Source organism: Enterobacter sp. ZOR0014 (assembly GCF_000798855.1).
GTDB classification, from domain to species: domain Bacteria; phylum Pseudomonadota; class Gammaproteobacteria; order Enterobacterales; family Enterobacteriaceae; genus Enterobacter; species Enterobacter kobei.
Genome location: NZ_JTLF01000369.1, coordinates 11,119 through 27,604, shown reverse-complemented (window position 1 = coordinate 27,604; position 16,486 = coordinate 11,119). Strand labels below are relative to the sequence as shown.

Sequence of the window (16,486 nt, the reverse complement as noted above, 5' to 3'; positions counted from 1 at the left end):
TTCCGCATTACTGAGAGCGATCATGTCCACCACACTGTTTAAAGATTTCACCTTCGAAGCCGCCCACCACCTTCCGCATGTTCCTGCAGGGCATAAATGTGGCCGTCTGCACGGGCATTCGTTTATGGTGCGTCTTGAGATCACCGGTGAAGTTGATCCGCATACCGGTTGGATCATGGATTTTGCCGAACTGAAGGCCGCGTTTAAACCGACCTACGACCGTCTGGATCACTACTATCTGAACGAGATCCCGGGCCTTGAAAACCCGACCAGCGAAGTGCTGGCAAAATGGATTTGGGATCAGATGAAGCCGCTGGTACCGCTGCTGAGCGCGGTGATGATCAAAGAGACCTGCACGGCAGGCTGCGTGTATCGCGGAGAGTGATGTTTGCCGGGTGGCGGCTTCGCCTTACCCGGCCGACAAGAGGCCCGAACCGTAGGCCCGGTAAGCGCAAGCGCCACCGGGCTTTTTTTTAGGCTATATTCAGGTACTTGTGCGTTTGCATGGACAGGCGCCAGTTACGCGCGATGCAGGTTTCAATACACAGACGCGTCGCATCTTCTTTCTGGCTGATAGGCTGCAGGGCAATCACCCGCTGCTTTTCATCCGTCAGCGTCGCCAGCAGTTCGTCCAGCGCTTCGATATCGCGCACGCGCCCTACCGGGTGCTTAATCTCATCCGCGCGTTCCAGCGCCTGAGAGAGCACGTCATACCCGCCGCGCATATTCACTTTTGGCGAAACCGTCACCCAGGTAGAGTGAGAGCAGCGCACTTCGTGGGTGCCGCTGGTTTCAATCTGGCAGCTGTAGCCGTTCTTTTCGAGCAGCTCGGTCAGCGGAGTCAGATCGTGGATGCAGGGTTCACCGCCGGTGATCACCACATGGCGCGCCGTCCAGCCCTGACGACCAATAATCGCCAGCAGATCTTCTGAACTGCCCGCGCCCCACTTATCGCTCTCTTTGGTTTTCGCCAGAATGCTAAACAGCGACACTTCCCGATCTGCGAGCTTATCCCACGTATGTTTGGTATCACACCAGGCACAGCCAACCGGGCATCCCTGTAAACGAATAAAGATAGCGGGAACACCGGTAAAGTAACCCTCGCCTTGCAGGGTCTGGAACATCTCGTTAATCGGGTACTGCATAGTCATCTCAGTTAAGGGGATAAACGATAAGTATCGCAGATCCCCGCCGGATGGTCATGCTCCATCGGTGCTTTGCGCGCTAATCGCCGCCATAAACCGTTCGGTAATTTGCTGTGGACGGGTGATCGCGCCACCGACGACGACCGTGTGCGCACCCAGCGCCAGGCACCGGGCCGCGCGTTCAGGCGTTTCCACGTTCCCTTCGGCAACCACGGGAACCGTCACGGCAGCCAGCACGGCCTTCAGGAACGCGCAGTCGTTCTCCGGAAGCGAATGGCCTGCCGTTTCCGCCGTATAGCCGTAAAGCGTCGTGCCGACGCAGTCAAAGCCCAGCGCCTGCGCCGTCACGGCTTCGTCCACGGTGGAAATATCCGCCATCAGCAGTACCGAGGGGTAGCGCGAGCGGATGCGCATGACCAGCGTTTCCAGGGATTCCCCACCGGGACGCTCCCTGGCCGTGGCATCAAGGGCTATGATTTCCGGAGCGACGGCCATGAGCTCATCCACCTCTTTCATCGTGGCGGTGATAAACACTTCGCTTTCCGGGTAATCCCGTTTGATGATGCCGATGACAGGCAAAGAGACCTGCTGCTTAATGGCCTCGATATCCACCACGCTGTTGGCACGAATGGCAGCGGCCCCGCCCTGCGCCGCCGCCAGCGCCATCCGCGACATAATAAACGGGCTATGCAGCGGTTCATTCTCCAGCGCCTGACAGGAGACGACCAGTTTTCCCTTCAGGTTATCCAGTACAGTTTTCATTACGATAAAATCTCTTCCACTTCGTTTTTGATAATGGTGACGTGCGGGCCATAAATGACCTGAACCCCGTTACCACGCACGATAACGCCGCGCGCGCCGGTCGCTTTCAGCGCCGCGTCATCCACCTTGCTGCCGTCTTTGACCGTGACGCGAAGGCGCGTGGCGCAGCAGTCCACCTCGTCCAGATTGTCTTTTCCACCTAATCCGGCGATCACCGCCGCAGCGCGCTCGCTTTGCGGCAGACTCACTTCATCAACCATCGCCGTCTTTTCACGGCCCGGCGTGGCGAAATCAAAACGGTTAATCAGGTAGCGGAAGGTGAAGTAGTAAAGGAAGAACCACGGCACGCCGACCAGCGGAACGAACATCCAGTTGGTTTTGGCCTCCCCCTGCAAAATGCCGAACAGCACGAAGTCGATAAAACCGCCGGAGAAGGTTTGCCCGATGGTGATATGCAGCATGTGTGCGAGCATGAACGCCAGCCCGTCAAACAGCGCATGGATGACGTAAAGCACCGGCGCAATAAACAGGAAGGAGAACTCGATGGGCTCGGTAATGCCCGTCAGGAATGAGGTTAACGCCGCAGAGAGCAGCAGCCCGGCAACGCGCTTTTTGTTCTCGGGTTTTGCCGTGTGGTACATCGCCAGACACGCGCCGAGCAGGCCAAACATCATCGTAATAAAGCGCCCAGACATGAAGCGCGACGTACCTTCATAAAACTGACGCGTCGTCGGGTCGGCCAGCTGGGCGAAGAAGATCCGCTGCGTACCCTCCACCAGATGACCATTGACGATCTCGCTGCCGCCAAGGGCCGTGGTCCAGAACGGAAGATAGAAGATGTGGTGCAACCCGAACGGGCCCAGCATGCGTAAAATGAAGCCGTACAGTAGGGTGCCCAAATAACCTGTGGCGTCTACCAGCCCGCCCAGACCAAAGATCAGTTTCTGGAAATGCGGCCAGACCACGGTCATCAGCGCGCCGACGAGTATCGCCGCCAGCGAGCTGATAATCGGGACAAAGCGCGAGCCGCCAAAGAAGCCCAGGAACTGCGGAAGGGCAATTTTATTAAACCGGTGATGCAACGCGCAGGTCACGAGACCAATCACCACGCCGCCAAATACACCCGTTTCCAGCGTCTGAATCCCCAGCGTCATCCCCTGCCCCACGGCCCCCGGGTTTTCCTGCGCCAGTTTGCCGGTAAGGATCAGCAGCGCGTTGATGGTGGCGTTCATCACCAGAAACGCCAGTAATGCCGCCAGCCCTGCCGTGCCTTTATCACTTTTTGCCAGCCCAACGGCCACCCCAACCGCAAACAGCACCGAGAGGTTCGCAAATACGATGGAACCTGCACTGCTCATGATGGTGAAAACCGCCTGCAGCCAGCCCACATCTAAAAACGGATAGGCCGTCAGCGTATTGGGATTCGACAACGCGCCGCCTATCCCAAGCAGCAGACCCGCCGCAGGCAACACGGCGATGGGCAACATAAACGATTTGCCGAAGCGCTGCGCTTTTTCAAACCATCCCCCCGAAGAGGCTCCACTGAACATTTGCATCATTTTTTCATCCCCTCATTTATTGATGAAAATTTTTACCATATAAATATTTAATAGTGAAAATTATCATCAAAAACCAGGAGACCGATCATACTTTTTCAAAATGACTGGCATCTTTCCCCCGCTTTCCGTCACACTAGTCACAGAGAAACGCATTAAGGACCTGGCATGTCGGACCATGAAAATCTGCTGCTGAAGCTCCGCCAGGAGGCTTCCGGGTACAGCCCAACACAACAAAAACTCGGCGAGTTTGTCCTCAGCGATCCCGCCCGAGTGCTCTACCTGACGATCACGGAACTGGCGCGCGAGAGTCACACCAGCGAGGCCAGCGTGACGCGTCTTTGCCGGACGCTGGGCTGCAAGGGCTATAACGAATTCAAAATGGCGCTGGCGCTGGATATTCAGCAGGGTCAGCCCGCGCGAGAGGCCGGGGATGAAATTGATAACGTGGTGGATGAGTCAATCCTGGCTCTGCAGGATACCGCCAGGCTCCTGGACCGGGCGCTGCTTGAAAAAGCCGCACTGGCACTGCATCAGGCGCAATCCGTGCAGATCTATGGCGTCGCGGCCAGCGCAATCCTCGGTGAGTATCTGCATTACAAGTTATTAAGGCTGGGTAAACCCGCACAGTTATTTAGCGACATGCACCGCGCAGCCATGAATGCGGCAACGCTCTCGGCTGAAACGCTGGTCGTGGCTATCTCCAGTTCCGGTTCTACGCGGGATTTACTTCATGTGGTGAAACTGGCCCGCAAGCGCGGCGTAAAGGTTCTGGCGCTCAGCAACACGCCACGTAGCCCGCTGGCTTCCCTGAGTGATATGCAACTGGTAGCCGCCAAGCCAGAAGGCCCGCTTAGCGCTGGCGCGCTCAATGCAAAGGTGGGTGTCATGCTGCTGGTCGAATTGCTGACCACCACTCTTATTACGCTGGACAACCATTACGCGGATGTTAGCCAGCAAACAGCCAGCGCTACGCTTCCTTTGCTGCTCTGAAAATATTACGCAGGCTACATAAACTAGCCTGCTTTTTACGTTACTCAATTTCCCTTAAGCAAAATTTAATTTATTTTCCAGATAAATGTTTGGTGTAACAAAATATTTTATTTATTACATTTTCTATGCTGTAACCACCCTAACCCTGCATCATAAAAATACATACAAATCATAAATTTGAAATATAATTATTTATAAATTGAATTTTTCACCTTTCCGCAATGTCCAATATCTCCACCTGATTTCCTTTCCTTAAAATAAGCTTAAGATGCTGCCTGTTTCGGCGATTTATTATTTAAATGCCGTTTACTTTTGCGCGCCTACAATCCGCCTCATCAATCATAATGAGACGGTATTAATGAAGATGTTATTGATTACAGGCGTGACCGGTTTCCTGGGCGGTGCAGTACTTGAAAAAATCCTGACGAGCGATCAATCCGTGAAACTCCTTTTGCTTGCCCGCGCCGGCGATCCGCAAAGCGGGCTGGAGCGCGTGCAGGAGAACATGCGTAAGTTCAACGTTTCTGAGGAGAAACTGGCTTCCCTGAGCGTGGAGAATATTCTCATTGGCGACCTCAGTCAGCCGGAGGCCTTTCTGAACGATCCGCGACTGAACCAGGTCACGCATGTGGTTAACTGCGCGGCTGTCGCCTCATTTGGAAACAACCCGCTTATCTGGAAGGTAAACGTCGACGGTACCCTTGCGCTGGCACGCCGCATGGAACAGGTCACTGGACTGCAGCGTTTCCTGCACGTAGGCACAGCAATGTCATGCACCCCGGAGCAGGATTCACTGGTCGCGGAAAGTGCTGAATTCAGAGAAAATGCTGAACATCTGGTGGAATACACTTATTCGAAGTCAACCCTTGAAAAGCTGATGCGTCAGGAGTGCCCGGACCTGCCGCTGCTTATCGCCCGCCCCTCCATCGTCGTCGGCCATACCCGTCACGGCTGCACGCCGTCGAGCAGCATCTTCTGGGTCTTCAGTATGGGCCTGATGCTGCAAAAGTTTATGTGTTCAATGGAAGACCGGATCGACGTAGTGCCGGTGGATTATTGCGCCGACGCGCTGTTAATGCTGCTCGGCAGCAACGCGCGTCCGGGTGAGGTGGTGCATATTTCTGCCGGGGAAGAAAACAGCGTTCGCTTTGCAGACATCGATCAGGCGATGGCGCAGGCGCTGGAGAAAGCGCCCGTCGGTGATAAATATGCGCAGGTCAGCTACGAAACGCTGGTCAGAATGCGCCGCGAGCTGAAAACGATTTTTGGTCCATGCAACGAACGCCTGATGCTGAGAGCGATGCGCTTATACGGCGCCTTTGCCACGCTGAACGTGCGCTTCAGCAACGATAAGCTGCTCAGCATGGGAATGCCGAAACCCCCGCGTTTTACGGATTATATCGCCCGCTGCGTCCAGACTACCCGGGGATTGACCATCCCGGAGCAAATGGCGGTCGATTTTAAATAGCCAAAAAAAATGCCAGTCTTTCGACTGGCATTTTCATTTAAGGCTTAAGCAATTATGCCTGGCCTTTGATCTCTTTACGACCGTTGTATGGTGCTTTTTCGCCCAGTGCTTCTTCGATACGAATCAGCTGGTTGTATTTAGCAACACGGTCAGAACGGCTCATAGAACCGGTTTTGATCTGGCCTGCAGCGGTACCCACTGCCAGGTCAGCAATGGTTGCATCTTCAGTTTCACCAGAACGGTGAGAGATGACAGCGGTGTAGCCAGCGTCTTTCGCCATTTTGATCGCAGCCAGGGTTTCGGTCAGAGAACCGATCTGGTTGAATTTGATCAAGATGGAGTTAACGATGCCTTTCTCGATGCCTTCTTTCAGGATCTTGGTGTTGGTTACGAACAGATCGTCACCAACCAGCTGGATTTTGTCGCCCAGTACTTTGGTCTGGTATGCGAAACCATCCCAGTCAGACTCGTCCAGACCGTCTTCGATAGAGACGATTGGGTACTGTTTGGTCAGGTCTTCCAGGAAGTGAGTGAACTCTTCGGAGGTGAACGCTTTGTTGCCTTCGCCAGCCAGAACGTATTTACCGTCTTTGTAGAATTCAGATGCTGCACAGTCCATCGCCAGGGTGATGTCTTTGCCCAGCTCGTAGCCAGCAGCTTTTACTGCTTCTGCGATAACAGCCAGAGCTTCTGCGTTAGAACCCAGGTTTGGCGCATAGCCACCTTCGTCACCTACAGCCGTGTTCATACCTTTAGCTTTCAGAACTTTAGCCAAGTTGTGGAACACTTCAGAACCCATACGTACCGCTTCTTTCAGGGATTTCGCGCCAACTGGCTGAATCATGAATTCCTGAATATCAACGTTGTTGTCTGCGTGCTCACCACCGTTGATGATGTTCATCATTGGTACAGGCATGGAGTATTTGCCTGGGGTGCCGTTCAGTTCAGCGATGTGCTCGAACAGTGGCATACCTTTAGCAGCCGCTGCTGCTTTGGCGTTCGCCAGGGAAACCGCCAGGATTGCGTTCGCACCGAAGTTAGATTTGTTTTCAGTACCGTCCAGATCGATCATGATCTTGTCGATGCCAGCCTGGTCTTTAGCGTCTTTGCCAATGATGGCCTGAGCAATAGGACCGTTTACAGCGCCAACCGCTTTCAGTACGCCTTTGCCCATGAAACGGGATTTGTCGCCATCGCGCAGTTCCAGCGCTTCGCGGGAACCCGTAGAAGCACCTGATGGAGCAGCTGCCATACCGACGAAACCACCTTCCAGATGAACTTCAGCTTCAACGGTCGGGTTACCACGGGAGTCGATGATTTCACGACCGATGACTTTAACGATTTTGGACATTAGATTTTCCTCAGTACAAGTTAAACTAAAACTCCAGACAAACAACGCGTACCAAAGGTACGCGTTGCCGTTCTAACTTTTTTTACTTCGCCTGACGCTTCTGGTACTCGCTGGCGGCTTTCACGAAGCCTGCAAACAGCGGATGCCCGTCACGCGGCGTTGAAGTAAATTCCGGGTGGAACTGGCAGGCAACAAACCATGGATGGTTTGGCACTTCAATGATCTCGACTAACTGATCATCCCCGGAGCGGCCCGCAACGCGCAGGCCCGCAGCTTCAATTTGTTTCAACAGCATGTTGTTGACTTCATAGCGGTGACGATGGCGCTCGGTGATGACCGATTCGCCATACAGCTTGCGAACCACGCTATCGTCGGACAGCTGGCAGGCCTGTGCGCCAAGACGCATTGTGCCACCCAGATCGCTCTTCTCGGTACGGACTTCGACGTTACCGTCTTCGTCGCGCCATTCCGTAATCAGCGCCACTACAGGGTACTTACAGTCTGGCACAAATTCCGTAGAGTTCGCGTTTTCCATTCCCGCTACGTTGCGCGCAAATTCGATCAGCGCAACCTGCATACCCAGGCAGATGCCGAGGTAAGGAATATTGTTTTCACGCGCGTAGCGTGCAGTGGCGATCTTGCCTTCAACACCGCGGTAGCCAAAGCCGCCAGGGATGAGAATCGCATCCAGATCTTTCAGAATTTCCACGCCACGCGTTTCAACATCCTGCGAATCAATCAGCTTGATGTTCACGGAGACGCGGTTCTTCAGACCACCGTGTTTCAGCGCTTCGATAACTGACTTATAGGCATCCGGCAGTTCAATGTACTTGCCGACCATACCGATAGTCACTTCGCCCGCCGGATTGGCTTCTTCATAGATAACCTGTTCCCATTCAGACAGGTTAGCTTCCGGACAGTTCAAGCTGAATCGTTTACAAATATAATCGTCCAGGCCCTGCGATTTCAACAGGCCCGGGATTTTATAAATGGAATCGACATCTTTCATTGAAATAACGGCTTTTTCAGGCACGTTACAGAACAATGCAATTTTCGCACGTTCGTTCGCCGGGATAGCGCGATCGGAACGGCAAACCAGGATGTCAGGCTGAATACCGATGGAGAGCAGCTCTTTAACAGAGTGCTGAGTCGGTTTGGTTTTCACTTCACCTGCAGCCGCCATGTAAGGCACCAGCGTCAGGTGCATGAACAGCGCATGCTCACGACCAATATCTACCGCCAGCTGACGAATCGCTTCGAGGAACGGCAGGGATTCGATATCCCCTACGGTACCGCCGATTTCAACCAGCACTACGTCATGCCCTTCGCCACCGGCAAGGACACGCTCTTTGATGGCGTTAGTGATGTGTGGGATAACCTGAACGGTCGCGCCCAGGTAGTCACCGCGGCGCTCTTTACGCAGAACGTCGGAGTAGATGCGGCCAGTCGTAAAGTTGTTACGACGGGTCATTTTGGTACGAATGAAACGCTCGTAGTGGCCAAGATCCAGATCGGTTTCAGCGCCGTCTTCAGTAACGAACACTTCCCCGTGTTGGGTTGGGCTCATGGTGCCAGGATCGACGTTGATGTACGGATCCAGTTTCATCATGGTCACATTGAGGCCACGGGCTTCAAGAATGGCTGCGAGGGAGGCTGCGGCAATGCCTTTACCCAGAGAGGATACGACCCCGCCGGTCACAAAAATATAGTTCGTTGTCATGCTGAACCTGAGAAGTTAGGGTGAAACGATGGAATAACCAGGACGGGAAAGTAGTATACCCGAACACGGCGAGCGCCACAAACTTTCATTCTCCATCTCCATTCCAGGCCATGACAAACATAAGGAGTGAGAAAATAGCCCCTTTTGGGTAAATGTTTTTGACGCAAATCAAGCGCTTGTCATTTAAAAAATCACACAAATTGCGCTTGATCGCAAAATTCCGTTAGAGATCAGATTCCTGGCGTTTTACTTCCTGCCAGACTTCTTCCATCGCCTGGAGGTCAATTCCGGTCATTTCCAGGCCGCGCGAGGCGACAATCCGCTCCACTTCACGAAAACGACGTTCGAATTTCAGATTGGCTTTTTGCAATGCGGTTTCCGCTTTTACACCTAAATGGCGCGAAAGGTTGACGGTCGCAAACAACAGATCGCCCATCTCTTCCTCAAGCTTTGCTTCATCCACCACCGCCTGCTGCGCTTCGTGCATAACCTCGTCGATCTCTTCATGCACTTTATCCAGCACCGGCCCCAGAGAGTCCCAGTCAAAACCGACGGCGGAACAACGCTTTTGAATTTTATGCGCGCGCATCAGCGCAGGCAGACTCAGAGGAATATCGTCCAGCGCCGAATGCTGGGATTTTTCAGCACGCTCGGCGCTTTTTATCTGCTCCCAGCGGGCAAGTACTTCCGCGCTGTTGCCTGCGGTGGCATCGCCAAAGATATGCGGGTGACGGCGCTCAAGCTTGTCGCTGATAGCGGCGCAGATATCATCAAAGTTAAAGCGCCCTTCTTCCTGCGCCATCCGGGCGTAGAACACCACCTGGAACAGCAGGTCGCCGAGTTCACCACGCAGGTCGTCAAAATCCTCGCGAGAAATGGCGTCCAGCACCTCGTAGGTCTCTTCAAGCGTGTACGGGGCGATGGTGGAGAAAGTCTGCTCTTTGTCCCACGGGCAGCCGTTTTCCGGATCGCGCAGGCGTTTCATGATGCCGAGCAGGCGGTCGATTTGAGTCATAGTGTTTTCCATTAAAAAACAAGCCGGGTGGCGGCAAAGCCTTACCCGGCCTACAGAAGAGTGTATTTACCCGCCGTGCAGACGACGCGCGTCAATCACATCCGGCACCTGGTTCAGTTTGCCGAGCACGCGACCCAGCACCTGCAGGTTGTAGATTTCGATGGTCATATCGATGGTGGCAAGCTGCTCGCGGGTATCGCTGCGGCTGGCAACGCCCAGCACGTTGACCTTCTCGTTGGCGAGAATGGTGGTGATATCGCGCAGCAGGCCGCTGCGGTCATTGGCGGTAACACGCACCACCAGCGAGTAGCCGGCGGAGTAGCTCTCCCCCCAGACCGCTTCCACGATGCGCTCCGGCGCATGGGACTGCAGCTCGGCAAGCTGGTCACAGTCGGAACGGTGGATCGAGATCCCGCGCCCCTGGGTGATAAAGCCGACGATGTCGTCGCCCGGAATTGGCTGACAGCAGCGGGCAATGTGGTGCATCAGATTGCCCACTCCCTCGACCACTACCCGGCCATTGTCTTTACTGCGCTGCTGCGGGGCGTAGGTTTTCTGCTGCAGCTGCTTCAGCGCCGCCGCGTCCTGCTCTTCCGCGCTTGGCTTATTGAACTGCGCCTGCAGGAAGTTAACCATCTGATTGAGACGAATATCGCCGCCGCCAATTGCCGCTAACAGCTCATCAAGCTCGTTGAAGTTGTAGCGCGGCAGCAGGAATTTCTCGGCCTCTTTCAGGCTGATCCCGATATGTTCCAGCTCGTCGTCAAGGATCTGACGACCGGCAAGGATATTTTTGTCACGATCCTGCTTGCGGAACCAGGCGTGAATTTTTGAGCGTCCGCGGCTGGTGGTGACGTACCCCAGGTTCGGATTAAGCCAGTCCCGGCTCGGGTTAGGCTGCTTCTGGGTGATGATTTCAATCTGATCGCCCATCTGCAACTGGTAAGTGAACGGGACGATGCGCCCGCCGATTTTCGCCCCGATACAGCGGTGCCCCACGTCACTGTGGATGTGGTAGGCAAAATCAAGCGGCGTTGAACCGGCTGGCAGGTCGACCACATCCCCTTTCGGGGTAAAGACGTAGACCCGATCGTCAAAGACCTGGCTGCGGACTTCGTCGAGCATTTCGCCCGAGTCGGCCATCTCTTCCTGCCACGCAATCAGCTTGCGCAGCCAGGCGATGCGATCCTCGTGACCAGAACGCGCCCCGCCCGACGTTCCCTCTTTGTATTTCCAGTGCGCGGCAACGCCCAGCTCGGCATCTTCGTGCATCTGTTTGGTGCGGATCTGAATTTCGACCGTTTTGCCGCCAGGGCCAAGCACCACGGTGTGAATGGACTGATAACCGTTAGGTTTAGGGTTAGCCACATAGTCATCAAACTCATCCGGCAGATGGCGGAAGTGAGTGTGGACGATCCCCAGCGCGGCGTAGCAGTCCTGCAGACGTTCCGCCACGATACGCACGGCACGCACGTCAAACAGCTCGTCAAAGGCGAGGTGTTTCTTCTGCATTTTGCGCCAGATGCTGTAGATGTGCTTAGGTCGCCCGTAGACTTCGGCGCGCACGTTCTCTTCTTTCATCGCCTGGCGCAAGCCGCCGACGAACTCCTCGATATAGTGCTCACGGTCGATGCGGCGTTCATGAAGAAGTTTGGCAATGCGCTTATATTCCGCCGGGTGCAGATAACGGAAGCAGTAATCTTCCAGCTCCCATTTGAGCTGACCGATACCTAGCCGGTTCGCCAGCGGCGCATAGATGTTTGTACACTCTTTGGCGGCCAGCACGCGCTCGTCTTCCGGCGCATCCTTCACCTCACGCAGGTGGGCAATACGCTCGGCCAGTTTGATGACCACACAGCGGAAATCATCCACCATGGCCAGCAGCATCCGGCGGACATTATCGACCTGCTCAGAGGAGACGGAATCGGTGTGCGCGGCTTTAAGCTGGCGGATAGCCGCCATATCGCGCACGCCGTGGATCAGCGCGACGACGGATTTTCCGACGCTCTCACGCAGCACGTCTTCCGTCACGACGTTCGCATCGGCGAGAGGAAACAGCAACGCGGCCTGCAGCGTTTCAATATCCATGTTCAGCATGGATAAGATTTCAACCATCTCCACGCCGCGCCACAAGAGGAGATCGGCATCCGGATGACCCTGTGTGGTGCGAAGACAGTAGGCCCAGGTTTCGGTTAAGCGTTCACACGACTGCTGGCTGGAAATTCCCAGACTTGCGATCCATTTTTGTGGGTCAAACTCCCCAGCTTTATTGAGATGTGCACTTCTTACCGCAACCATTGTCCTCTCCTTTAGGGACCAGGGCCTGTCGAAGTCGACAAGCCAAACAAATTAGATGTGCTCGAACAACACCATCGATTCCAGATGCCCAGTGTGCGGGAACATGTCCAGCATTGCCAGACGCTGAATTTGGTAACCCGCGCTGATTAATGCCTCACTGTCACGGGCAAGCGTTGCCGGGTTACAGGAAACATAGACCACACGCTTCGGGGCAAGTTTAATCACATGCGCCATGACGCCCGGGGCACCGGCGCGCGCCGGGTCGAGCAGGATTTTGTCAAATCCCTGCTGTGCCCACGGCTGTTGCGTCACATCTTCCTCAAGATTTTGATGAAAGAATGTCACATTTTGCAAGCCGTTCTGTTGTGCGTTCTCCTGCCCTTTAGCCACCAGCGCTTCAACGCCTTCCACGCCAACGACGCTTGCTGCTTTTCGCGCCAGCGGCAGCGTGAAGTTGCCCATGCCGCAGAACAGATCGAGCACCCGATCGGTGGACTGTATATCAAGCCACGCCAGCGCTTTCTCAACCATCTGCTGGTTTACGCCATCATTTACCTGAATGAAATCCCGCGGGCTAAACGTTAAGCGTAGCCCGTTTGACGCATACCAGGGCGCATCACCGGTAACCTGTTCAAGTATCTCGCTTTGTGGAGCAAGGAAAAGCGCCAGGTCGTGGGAATGCGAAAAGCGTTCCAGTTTTTCGCGATCTTTTTTCGATAATGGCGCGGTGTGGCGCAACACCATCAGCGGGCCATTATTGGCCATGACCAGTTCGACATGCCCAAGATGGCGAACGCCGTCCAGTCCTGAGAGGCAAGTGCGCACGTGCGGAAGCAATGCTTCAAGATGGGGCACCAAAACAGGGCACTGCTTCACATCAACAATATCGCTGGAGGCCGCTTTGCGAAAACCCATCTCCAGCCGCGCCGTTTTGGGCTGATAACTCAGACTCAGACGCGCGCGGCGACGGTAGCCCCAGGGCTGATCAGCAATAACTTCGTTCACGTCGTGCTTCAGCAGACGCGCCAGGGCGCGGCTTTTGCTTTTTTGCTGTAATTCTGTGCTCGCATGCTGTTGCTGGCAGCCTCCGCAAACGCCAAAATGCGGACAGCGTGGCGCAACGCGCGCCGGGCTATCGTTGAGGCGACGCTTCACCTGTCCGCGCGCGTACTGGCGTTTGTCTTCCGTCAGCGTAATTTCTGCTCGTTCTGTTGGCAGCAAACCTGTTATAAACAGAGTCTTACCATTGTGATGAGCCACCCCCTGACCAAACGGGTCAAGGTCTGTGGCTTCAACAGTAATGATTTGACGCGTCGTCACGCGTCGTTTTGCAGAGTAGAATTGCGCCATCGCCGAGATTTTTCTCACGTAAACATAATTATCTTAATTGTCCCATAACGGAACGCCATGACCAACTACAGCCTGCGCGCGCGCATGATGATTTTGATCCTCGCCCCCACCGTTCTCATCGGTTTGCTGCTGAGTATCTTCTTTGTGGTGCACCGCTATAACGATTTGCAGCGACAGCTGGAGGATGCAGGTGCCAGCATCATCGAACCGCTCGCCGTCTCAAGCGAGTACGGGATGAACCTGCAAAACCGCGAATCCATTGGGCAGTTAATCAGCGTGCTTCACCGACGCCACTCGGACATCGTACGCGCCATTTCCGTTTACGACGAACATAACCGCCTGTTTGTCACCTCGAATTTTCATCTCGATCCGGCGGCCCTGAAAATCCCGGACGGTACACCTTTCCCGCGCCATCTCACCGTACTGCGGCGCGGCGATATCATGATCCTGCGCACGCCGATCGTGTCGGAAAGTTATTCCCCCGACGAGTCTGCGCAATCTGACGCCAAATCCAGCAATAACATGCTGGGATACGTGGCGCTGGAGCTGGATCTCAAGTCAGTCCGGCTCCAGCAGTACAAAGAGATTTTTATCTCTGGCGTGATGATGCTGTTCTGTATTGGTATTGCACTGATCTTCGGCTGGCGCCTGATGCGCGACGTAACGGGCCCCATCCGCAATATGGTCAATACTGTTGACCGCATCCGCCGGGGACAGCTCGACAGCCGCGTAGAAGGTTTTATGCTGGGCGAGCTGGATATGCTGAAAAACGGCATCAACTCGATGGCCATGTCGCTGGCGGCCTATCACGAAGAGATGCAACATAACGTTGACCAGGCGACGTCTGACCTGCGCGAAACGCTGGAGCAGATGGAGATCCAGAACGTTGAGCTGGATCTGGCGAAAAAGCGCGCCCAGGAAGCGGCGCGGATTAAATCTGAATTCCTTGCCAATATGTCGCACGAGCTGCGTACACCGCTCAATGGGGTGATCGGCTTTACCCGCCTGACGCTGAAAAGCGAGCTTAACCCGACGCAGCGCGATCATCTGCACACCATTGAACGTTCGGCCAACAACCTGCTGGCGATCATTAACGACGTGCTGGACTTCTCCAAGCTGGAGGCGGGCAAGCTTATTCTGGAGAGCATACCGTTCCCGCTGCGCGGTACGCTCGATGAAGTGGTCACGCTGCTCGCCCACTCGTCACACGACAAAGGCCTTGAACTGACGCTTAACATCAAAAACGACGTGCCGGATAACGTCATCGGCGATCCTCTGCGCCTTCAGCAGGTCATTACCAATCTTGTTGGCAACGCCATTAAATTCACCGAAAGCGGCAACATCGACATTCTGGTAGAAAAACGCGCGCTCAGTAACAACAAGGTACAGATTGAGGTTCAGATCCGCGATACCGGGATTGGTATTCCCGAGCGCGATCAGTCGCGTCTGTTCCAGGCGTTCCGCCAGGCGGATGCCAGTATCTCCCGTCGTCATGGCGGTACCGGTCTGGGGCTGGTGATTACGCAGAGGCTGGTAAACGAGATGGGCGGCGATATCTCTTTCCACAGCCAGCCAAACCGCGGTTCAACCTTCTGGTTCCACATTAACCTGGATCTCAATCCGAACGCGTTGACCGACGGTCCGGTGACGGGCTGCCTGAAAGGTAAGCGTCTGGCCTACGTCGAGCCTAACGCGGCGGCCGCGCAGTGCACGCTGGATATTTTAAGCACTACACCTCTGGAGGTAGTCTACAGCCCTACCTTCTCGGCGCTTGCCGTTGAGCACTACGACATTCTGCTGATGGGCATTCCGGTGACGTTCACCGGCGAACTGACCATGCAGCAGGAGCGGCTGGCGAAAGCCGCGTCGATGACTGACTATCTGCTGCTGGCGCTGCCCTGCCACGCTCAGATAAACGCGGAAGAGTTGAAAAACGACGGGGCAGCCGCGTGTCTGCTTAAACCCCTCACCGCCACCCGCCTGCTGCCCGCCCTCACGGAGTATTGCCGTCTTAGCCAGCATGCCCTTCCGCTGATTAACGATGAGCAAAAACTGCCGATGAGCGTGATGGCAGTTGATGACAACCCGGCAAACCTGAAGCTCATTGGCGTGTTGCTGGAAGATCAGGTTCAGCATGTGGAGCTGTGCACCAGCGGCACGCAGGCCGTTGAACAAGCCAAACAGATGCAGTTCGATTTAATTCTGATGGATATTCAGATGCCGGGCATGGATGGCATTCGGGCCTGTGAGTTGATCCACCAGCTGCCACATCAGCAGCAAACACCGGTGATTGCAGTCACCGCGCATGCGATGGCCGGTCAGAAAGAGAAGTTACTGAGCGCCGGGATGAATGATTATCTGGCGAAACCTATCGACGAAGAGAAGCTTCATAACCTGCTGTTACGCTATAAGCCGGGACATATTGGCGGAAGCTACACGGTTTCCAGCGAGCCGGTTGAGGTCACCGTCAATCAAAACGCAACCTTTGACTGGCAGCTTGCGCTGCGTCAGGCGGCAGGTAAACCCGATTTAGCCCGCGAGATGCTGCAAATGCTGGTCGCGTTTCTGCCGGAGATTCGTAATAAAGTTGAAGAACAGCTTGTGGGGGAACACCCGGATGAACTGCTGGAAGCCATCCACAAGCTTCACGGCAGCTGCGGCTATAGCGGCGTACCGAGGCTTAAAAATCTCTGCCAGCTGCTGGAGCAGCAACTGCGCGCAGGTACGCCAGAATCGGAGCTGGAACCCGAGTTTCTGGAGCTGCTGGATGAAATGGATAACGTGACGCGTGAAGCGATGAAGGTATTGGGGAGCTGAGATAAAAGCCC

Annotated in this window: 12 protein-coding genes; 4 read left to right on the top strand and 8 right to left on the bottom strand. The window is 54.9% G+C overall.

Going from position 1 to position 16,486, the window contains the following annotated elements; genetic code table 11:
• Positions 1–22 precede the first annotated feature (22 nt).
• The gene (queD, locus tag L977_RS21115) at positions 23–385 is read left to right on the top strand and encodes a 6-carboxytetrahydropterin synthase QueD (protein WP_047626876.1); all 363 of its coding nucleotides are present in this window, start codon (positions 23–25) and stop codon (positions 383–385) included.
• A gap of 88 nt (positions 386–473) precedes the next feature.
• On the opposite strand, the gene queE is transcribed toward queD, so the two are convergent.
• Genes queE through L977_RS21100 form a run of 3 tightly spaced genes read right to left on the bottom strand, consistent with a single transcriptional unit; the run spans position 474 to position 3,466 of the window.
• Positions 474–1,145: a 7-carboxy-7-deazaguanine synthase QueE gene (gene queE / locus L977_RS21110; protein WP_014885040.1), complete on the bottom strand. Its 672-nt coding sequence runs from the start codon at positions 1,143–1,145 to the stop codon at positions 474–476.
• A 54-nt stretch (positions 1,146–1,199) separates the two neighbouring features.
• The gene (locus L977_RS21105; protein ID WP_047626875.1) at positions 1,200–1,907 is read right to left on the bottom strand and encodes an N-acetylmannosamine-6-phosphate 2-epimerase; all 708 of its coding nucleotides are present in this window, start codon (positions 1,905–1,907) and stop codon (positions 1,200–1,202) included.
• Positions 1,907–3,466 carry a maltose/glucose-specific PTS transporter subunit IIC gene (locus L977_RS21100; protein WP_014885042.1) on the bottom strand — a complete coding sequence of 520 codons (1,560 nt, stop codon included), beginning with the start codon at positions 3,464–3,466 and terminating at the stop codon, positions 1,907–1,909. Before L977_RS21100 ends, L977_RS21105 begins: the two co-directional genes overlap by 1 nt.
• 165 nt (positions 3,467–3,631) lie before the next feature.
• On the opposite strand from L977_RS21100, the gene L977_RS21095 reads away from it, so the two are divergent.
• On the top strand, positions 3,632–4,456 hold the full coding sequence (locus tag L977_RS21095) for a MurR/RpiR family transcriptional regulator (protein ID WP_045281980.1): 825 nt from the start codon (positions 3,632–3,634) through the stop codon (positions 4,454–4,456).
• A gap of 358 nt (positions 4,457–4,814) precedes the next feature.
• Positions 4,815–5,924, top strand: coding sequence for an SDR family oxidoreductase (locus tag L977_RS21090; protein WP_047626874.1), 1,110 nt, complete (start codon positions 4,815–4,817; stop codon positions 5,922–5,924).
• A gap of 52 nt (positions 5,925–5,976) precedes the next feature.
• On the opposite strand, the gene eno is transcribed toward L977_RS21090, so the two are convergent.
• The 5 genes from eno to rlmD form a co-directional block, all read right to left on the bottom strand.
• On the bottom strand, positions 5,977–7,275 hold the full coding sequence (gene eno, locus L977_RS21085; RefSeq protein WP_014885045.1) for a phosphopyruvate hydratase: 1,299 nt from the start codon (positions 7,273–7,275) through the stop codon (positions 5,977–5,979).
• Between the two features lie 82 nt (positions 7,276–7,357).
• A complete protein-coding gene (pyrG, locus tag L977_RS21080; protein ID WP_014885046.1) occupies positions 7,358–8,995 on the bottom strand; it encodes a glutamine hydrolyzing CTP synthase in 1,638 nt (545 codons plus the stop codon).
• A gap of 223 nt (positions 8,996–9,218) precedes the next feature.
• The gene (mazG, locus tag L977_RS21075; protein ID WP_047626873.1) at positions 9,219–10,010 is read right to left on the bottom strand and encodes a nucleoside triphosphate pyrophosphohydrolase; all 792 of its coding nucleotides are present in this window, start codon (positions 10,008–10,010) and stop codon (positions 9,219–9,221) included.
• 66 nt (positions 10,011–10,076) lie between these two features.
• Positions 10,077–12,308 (bottom strand): GTP diphosphokinase, encoded by a 2,232-nt coding sequence (relA, locus tag L977_RS21070; RefSeq protein WP_014885048.1) that lies wholly within the window; start codon positions 12,306–12,308, stop codon positions 10,077–10,079.
• 51 nt (positions 12,309–12,359) lie between these two features.
• Positions 12,360–13,658 (bottom strand): 23S rRNA (uracil(1939)-C(5))-methyltransferase RlmD, encoded by a 1,299-nt coding sequence (gene rlmD, locus L977_RS21065; protein ID WP_047626872.1) that lies wholly within the window; start codon positions 13,656–13,658, stop codon positions 12,360–12,362.
• A gap of 57 nt (positions 13,659–13,715) precedes the next feature.
• Here rlmD and barA point away from each other — a divergent pair, with 57 nt between their 5' ends.
• Entirely contained in the window at positions 13,716–16,475 is a 2,760-nt protein-coding gene (gene barA, locus L977_RS21060) for a two-component sensor histidine kinase BarA (RefSeq protein WP_047626871.1), read from the top strand.
• The last annotated feature ends 11 nt before the right edge of the window (positions 16,476–16,486 follow it).

What these genes read in the sequence shown, in the direction of transcription:
- queD (WP_047626876.1), top strand. Translation starts at nt 23, where the DNA reads ATGTCCACCACACTGTTTAAAGATTTCACCTTCGAAGCCGCCCACCAC.
- queE (WP_014885040.1), bottom strand. Translation starts at nt 1,145, where the DNA reads ATGCAGTACCCGATTAACGAGATGTTCCAGACCCTGCAAGGCGAGGGT.
- relA (WP_014885048.1), bottom strand. Translation starts at nt 12,308, where the DNA reads ATGGTTGCGGTAAGAAGTGCACATCTCAATAAAGCTGGGGAGTTTGAC.
- pyrG (WP_014885046.1), bottom strand. Translation starts at nt 8,995, where the DNA reads ATGACAACGAACTATATTTTTGTGACCGGCGGGGTCGTATCCTCTCTG.
- L977_RS21090 (WP_047626874.1), top strand. Translation starts at nt 4,815, where the DNA reads ATGAAGATGTTATTGATTACAGGCGTGACCGGTTTCCTGGGCGGTGCA.
- barA (WP_047626871.1), top strand. Translation starts at nt 13,716, where the DNA reads ATGACCAACTACAGCCTGCGCGCGCGCATGATGATTTTGATCCTCGCC.
- L977_RS21105 (WP_047626875.1), bottom strand. Translation starts at nt 1,907, where the DNA reads ATGAAAACTGTACTGGATAACCTGAAGGGAAAACTGGTCGTCTCCTGT.
- eno (WP_014885045.1), bottom strand. Translation starts at nt 7,275, where the DNA reads ATGTCCAAAATCGTTAAAGTCATCGGTCGTGAAATCATCGACTCCCGT.
- mazG (WP_047626873.1), bottom strand. Translation starts at nt 10,010, where the DNA reads ATGACTCAAATCGACCGCCTGCTCGGCATCATGAAACGCCTGCGCGAT.
- L977_RS21100 (WP_014885042.1), bottom strand. Translation starts at nt 3,466, where the DNA reads ATGATGCAAATGTTCAGTGGAGCCTCTTCGGGGGGATGGTTTGAAAAA.
- rlmD (WP_047626872.1), bottom strand. Translation starts at nt 13,658, where the DNA reads ATGGCGCAATTCTACTCTGCAAAACGACGCGTGACGACGCGTCAAATC.
- L977_RS21095 (WP_045281980.1), top strand. Translation starts at nt 3,632, where the DNA reads ATGTCGGACCATGAAAATCTGCTGCTGAAGCTCCGCCAGGAGGCTTCC.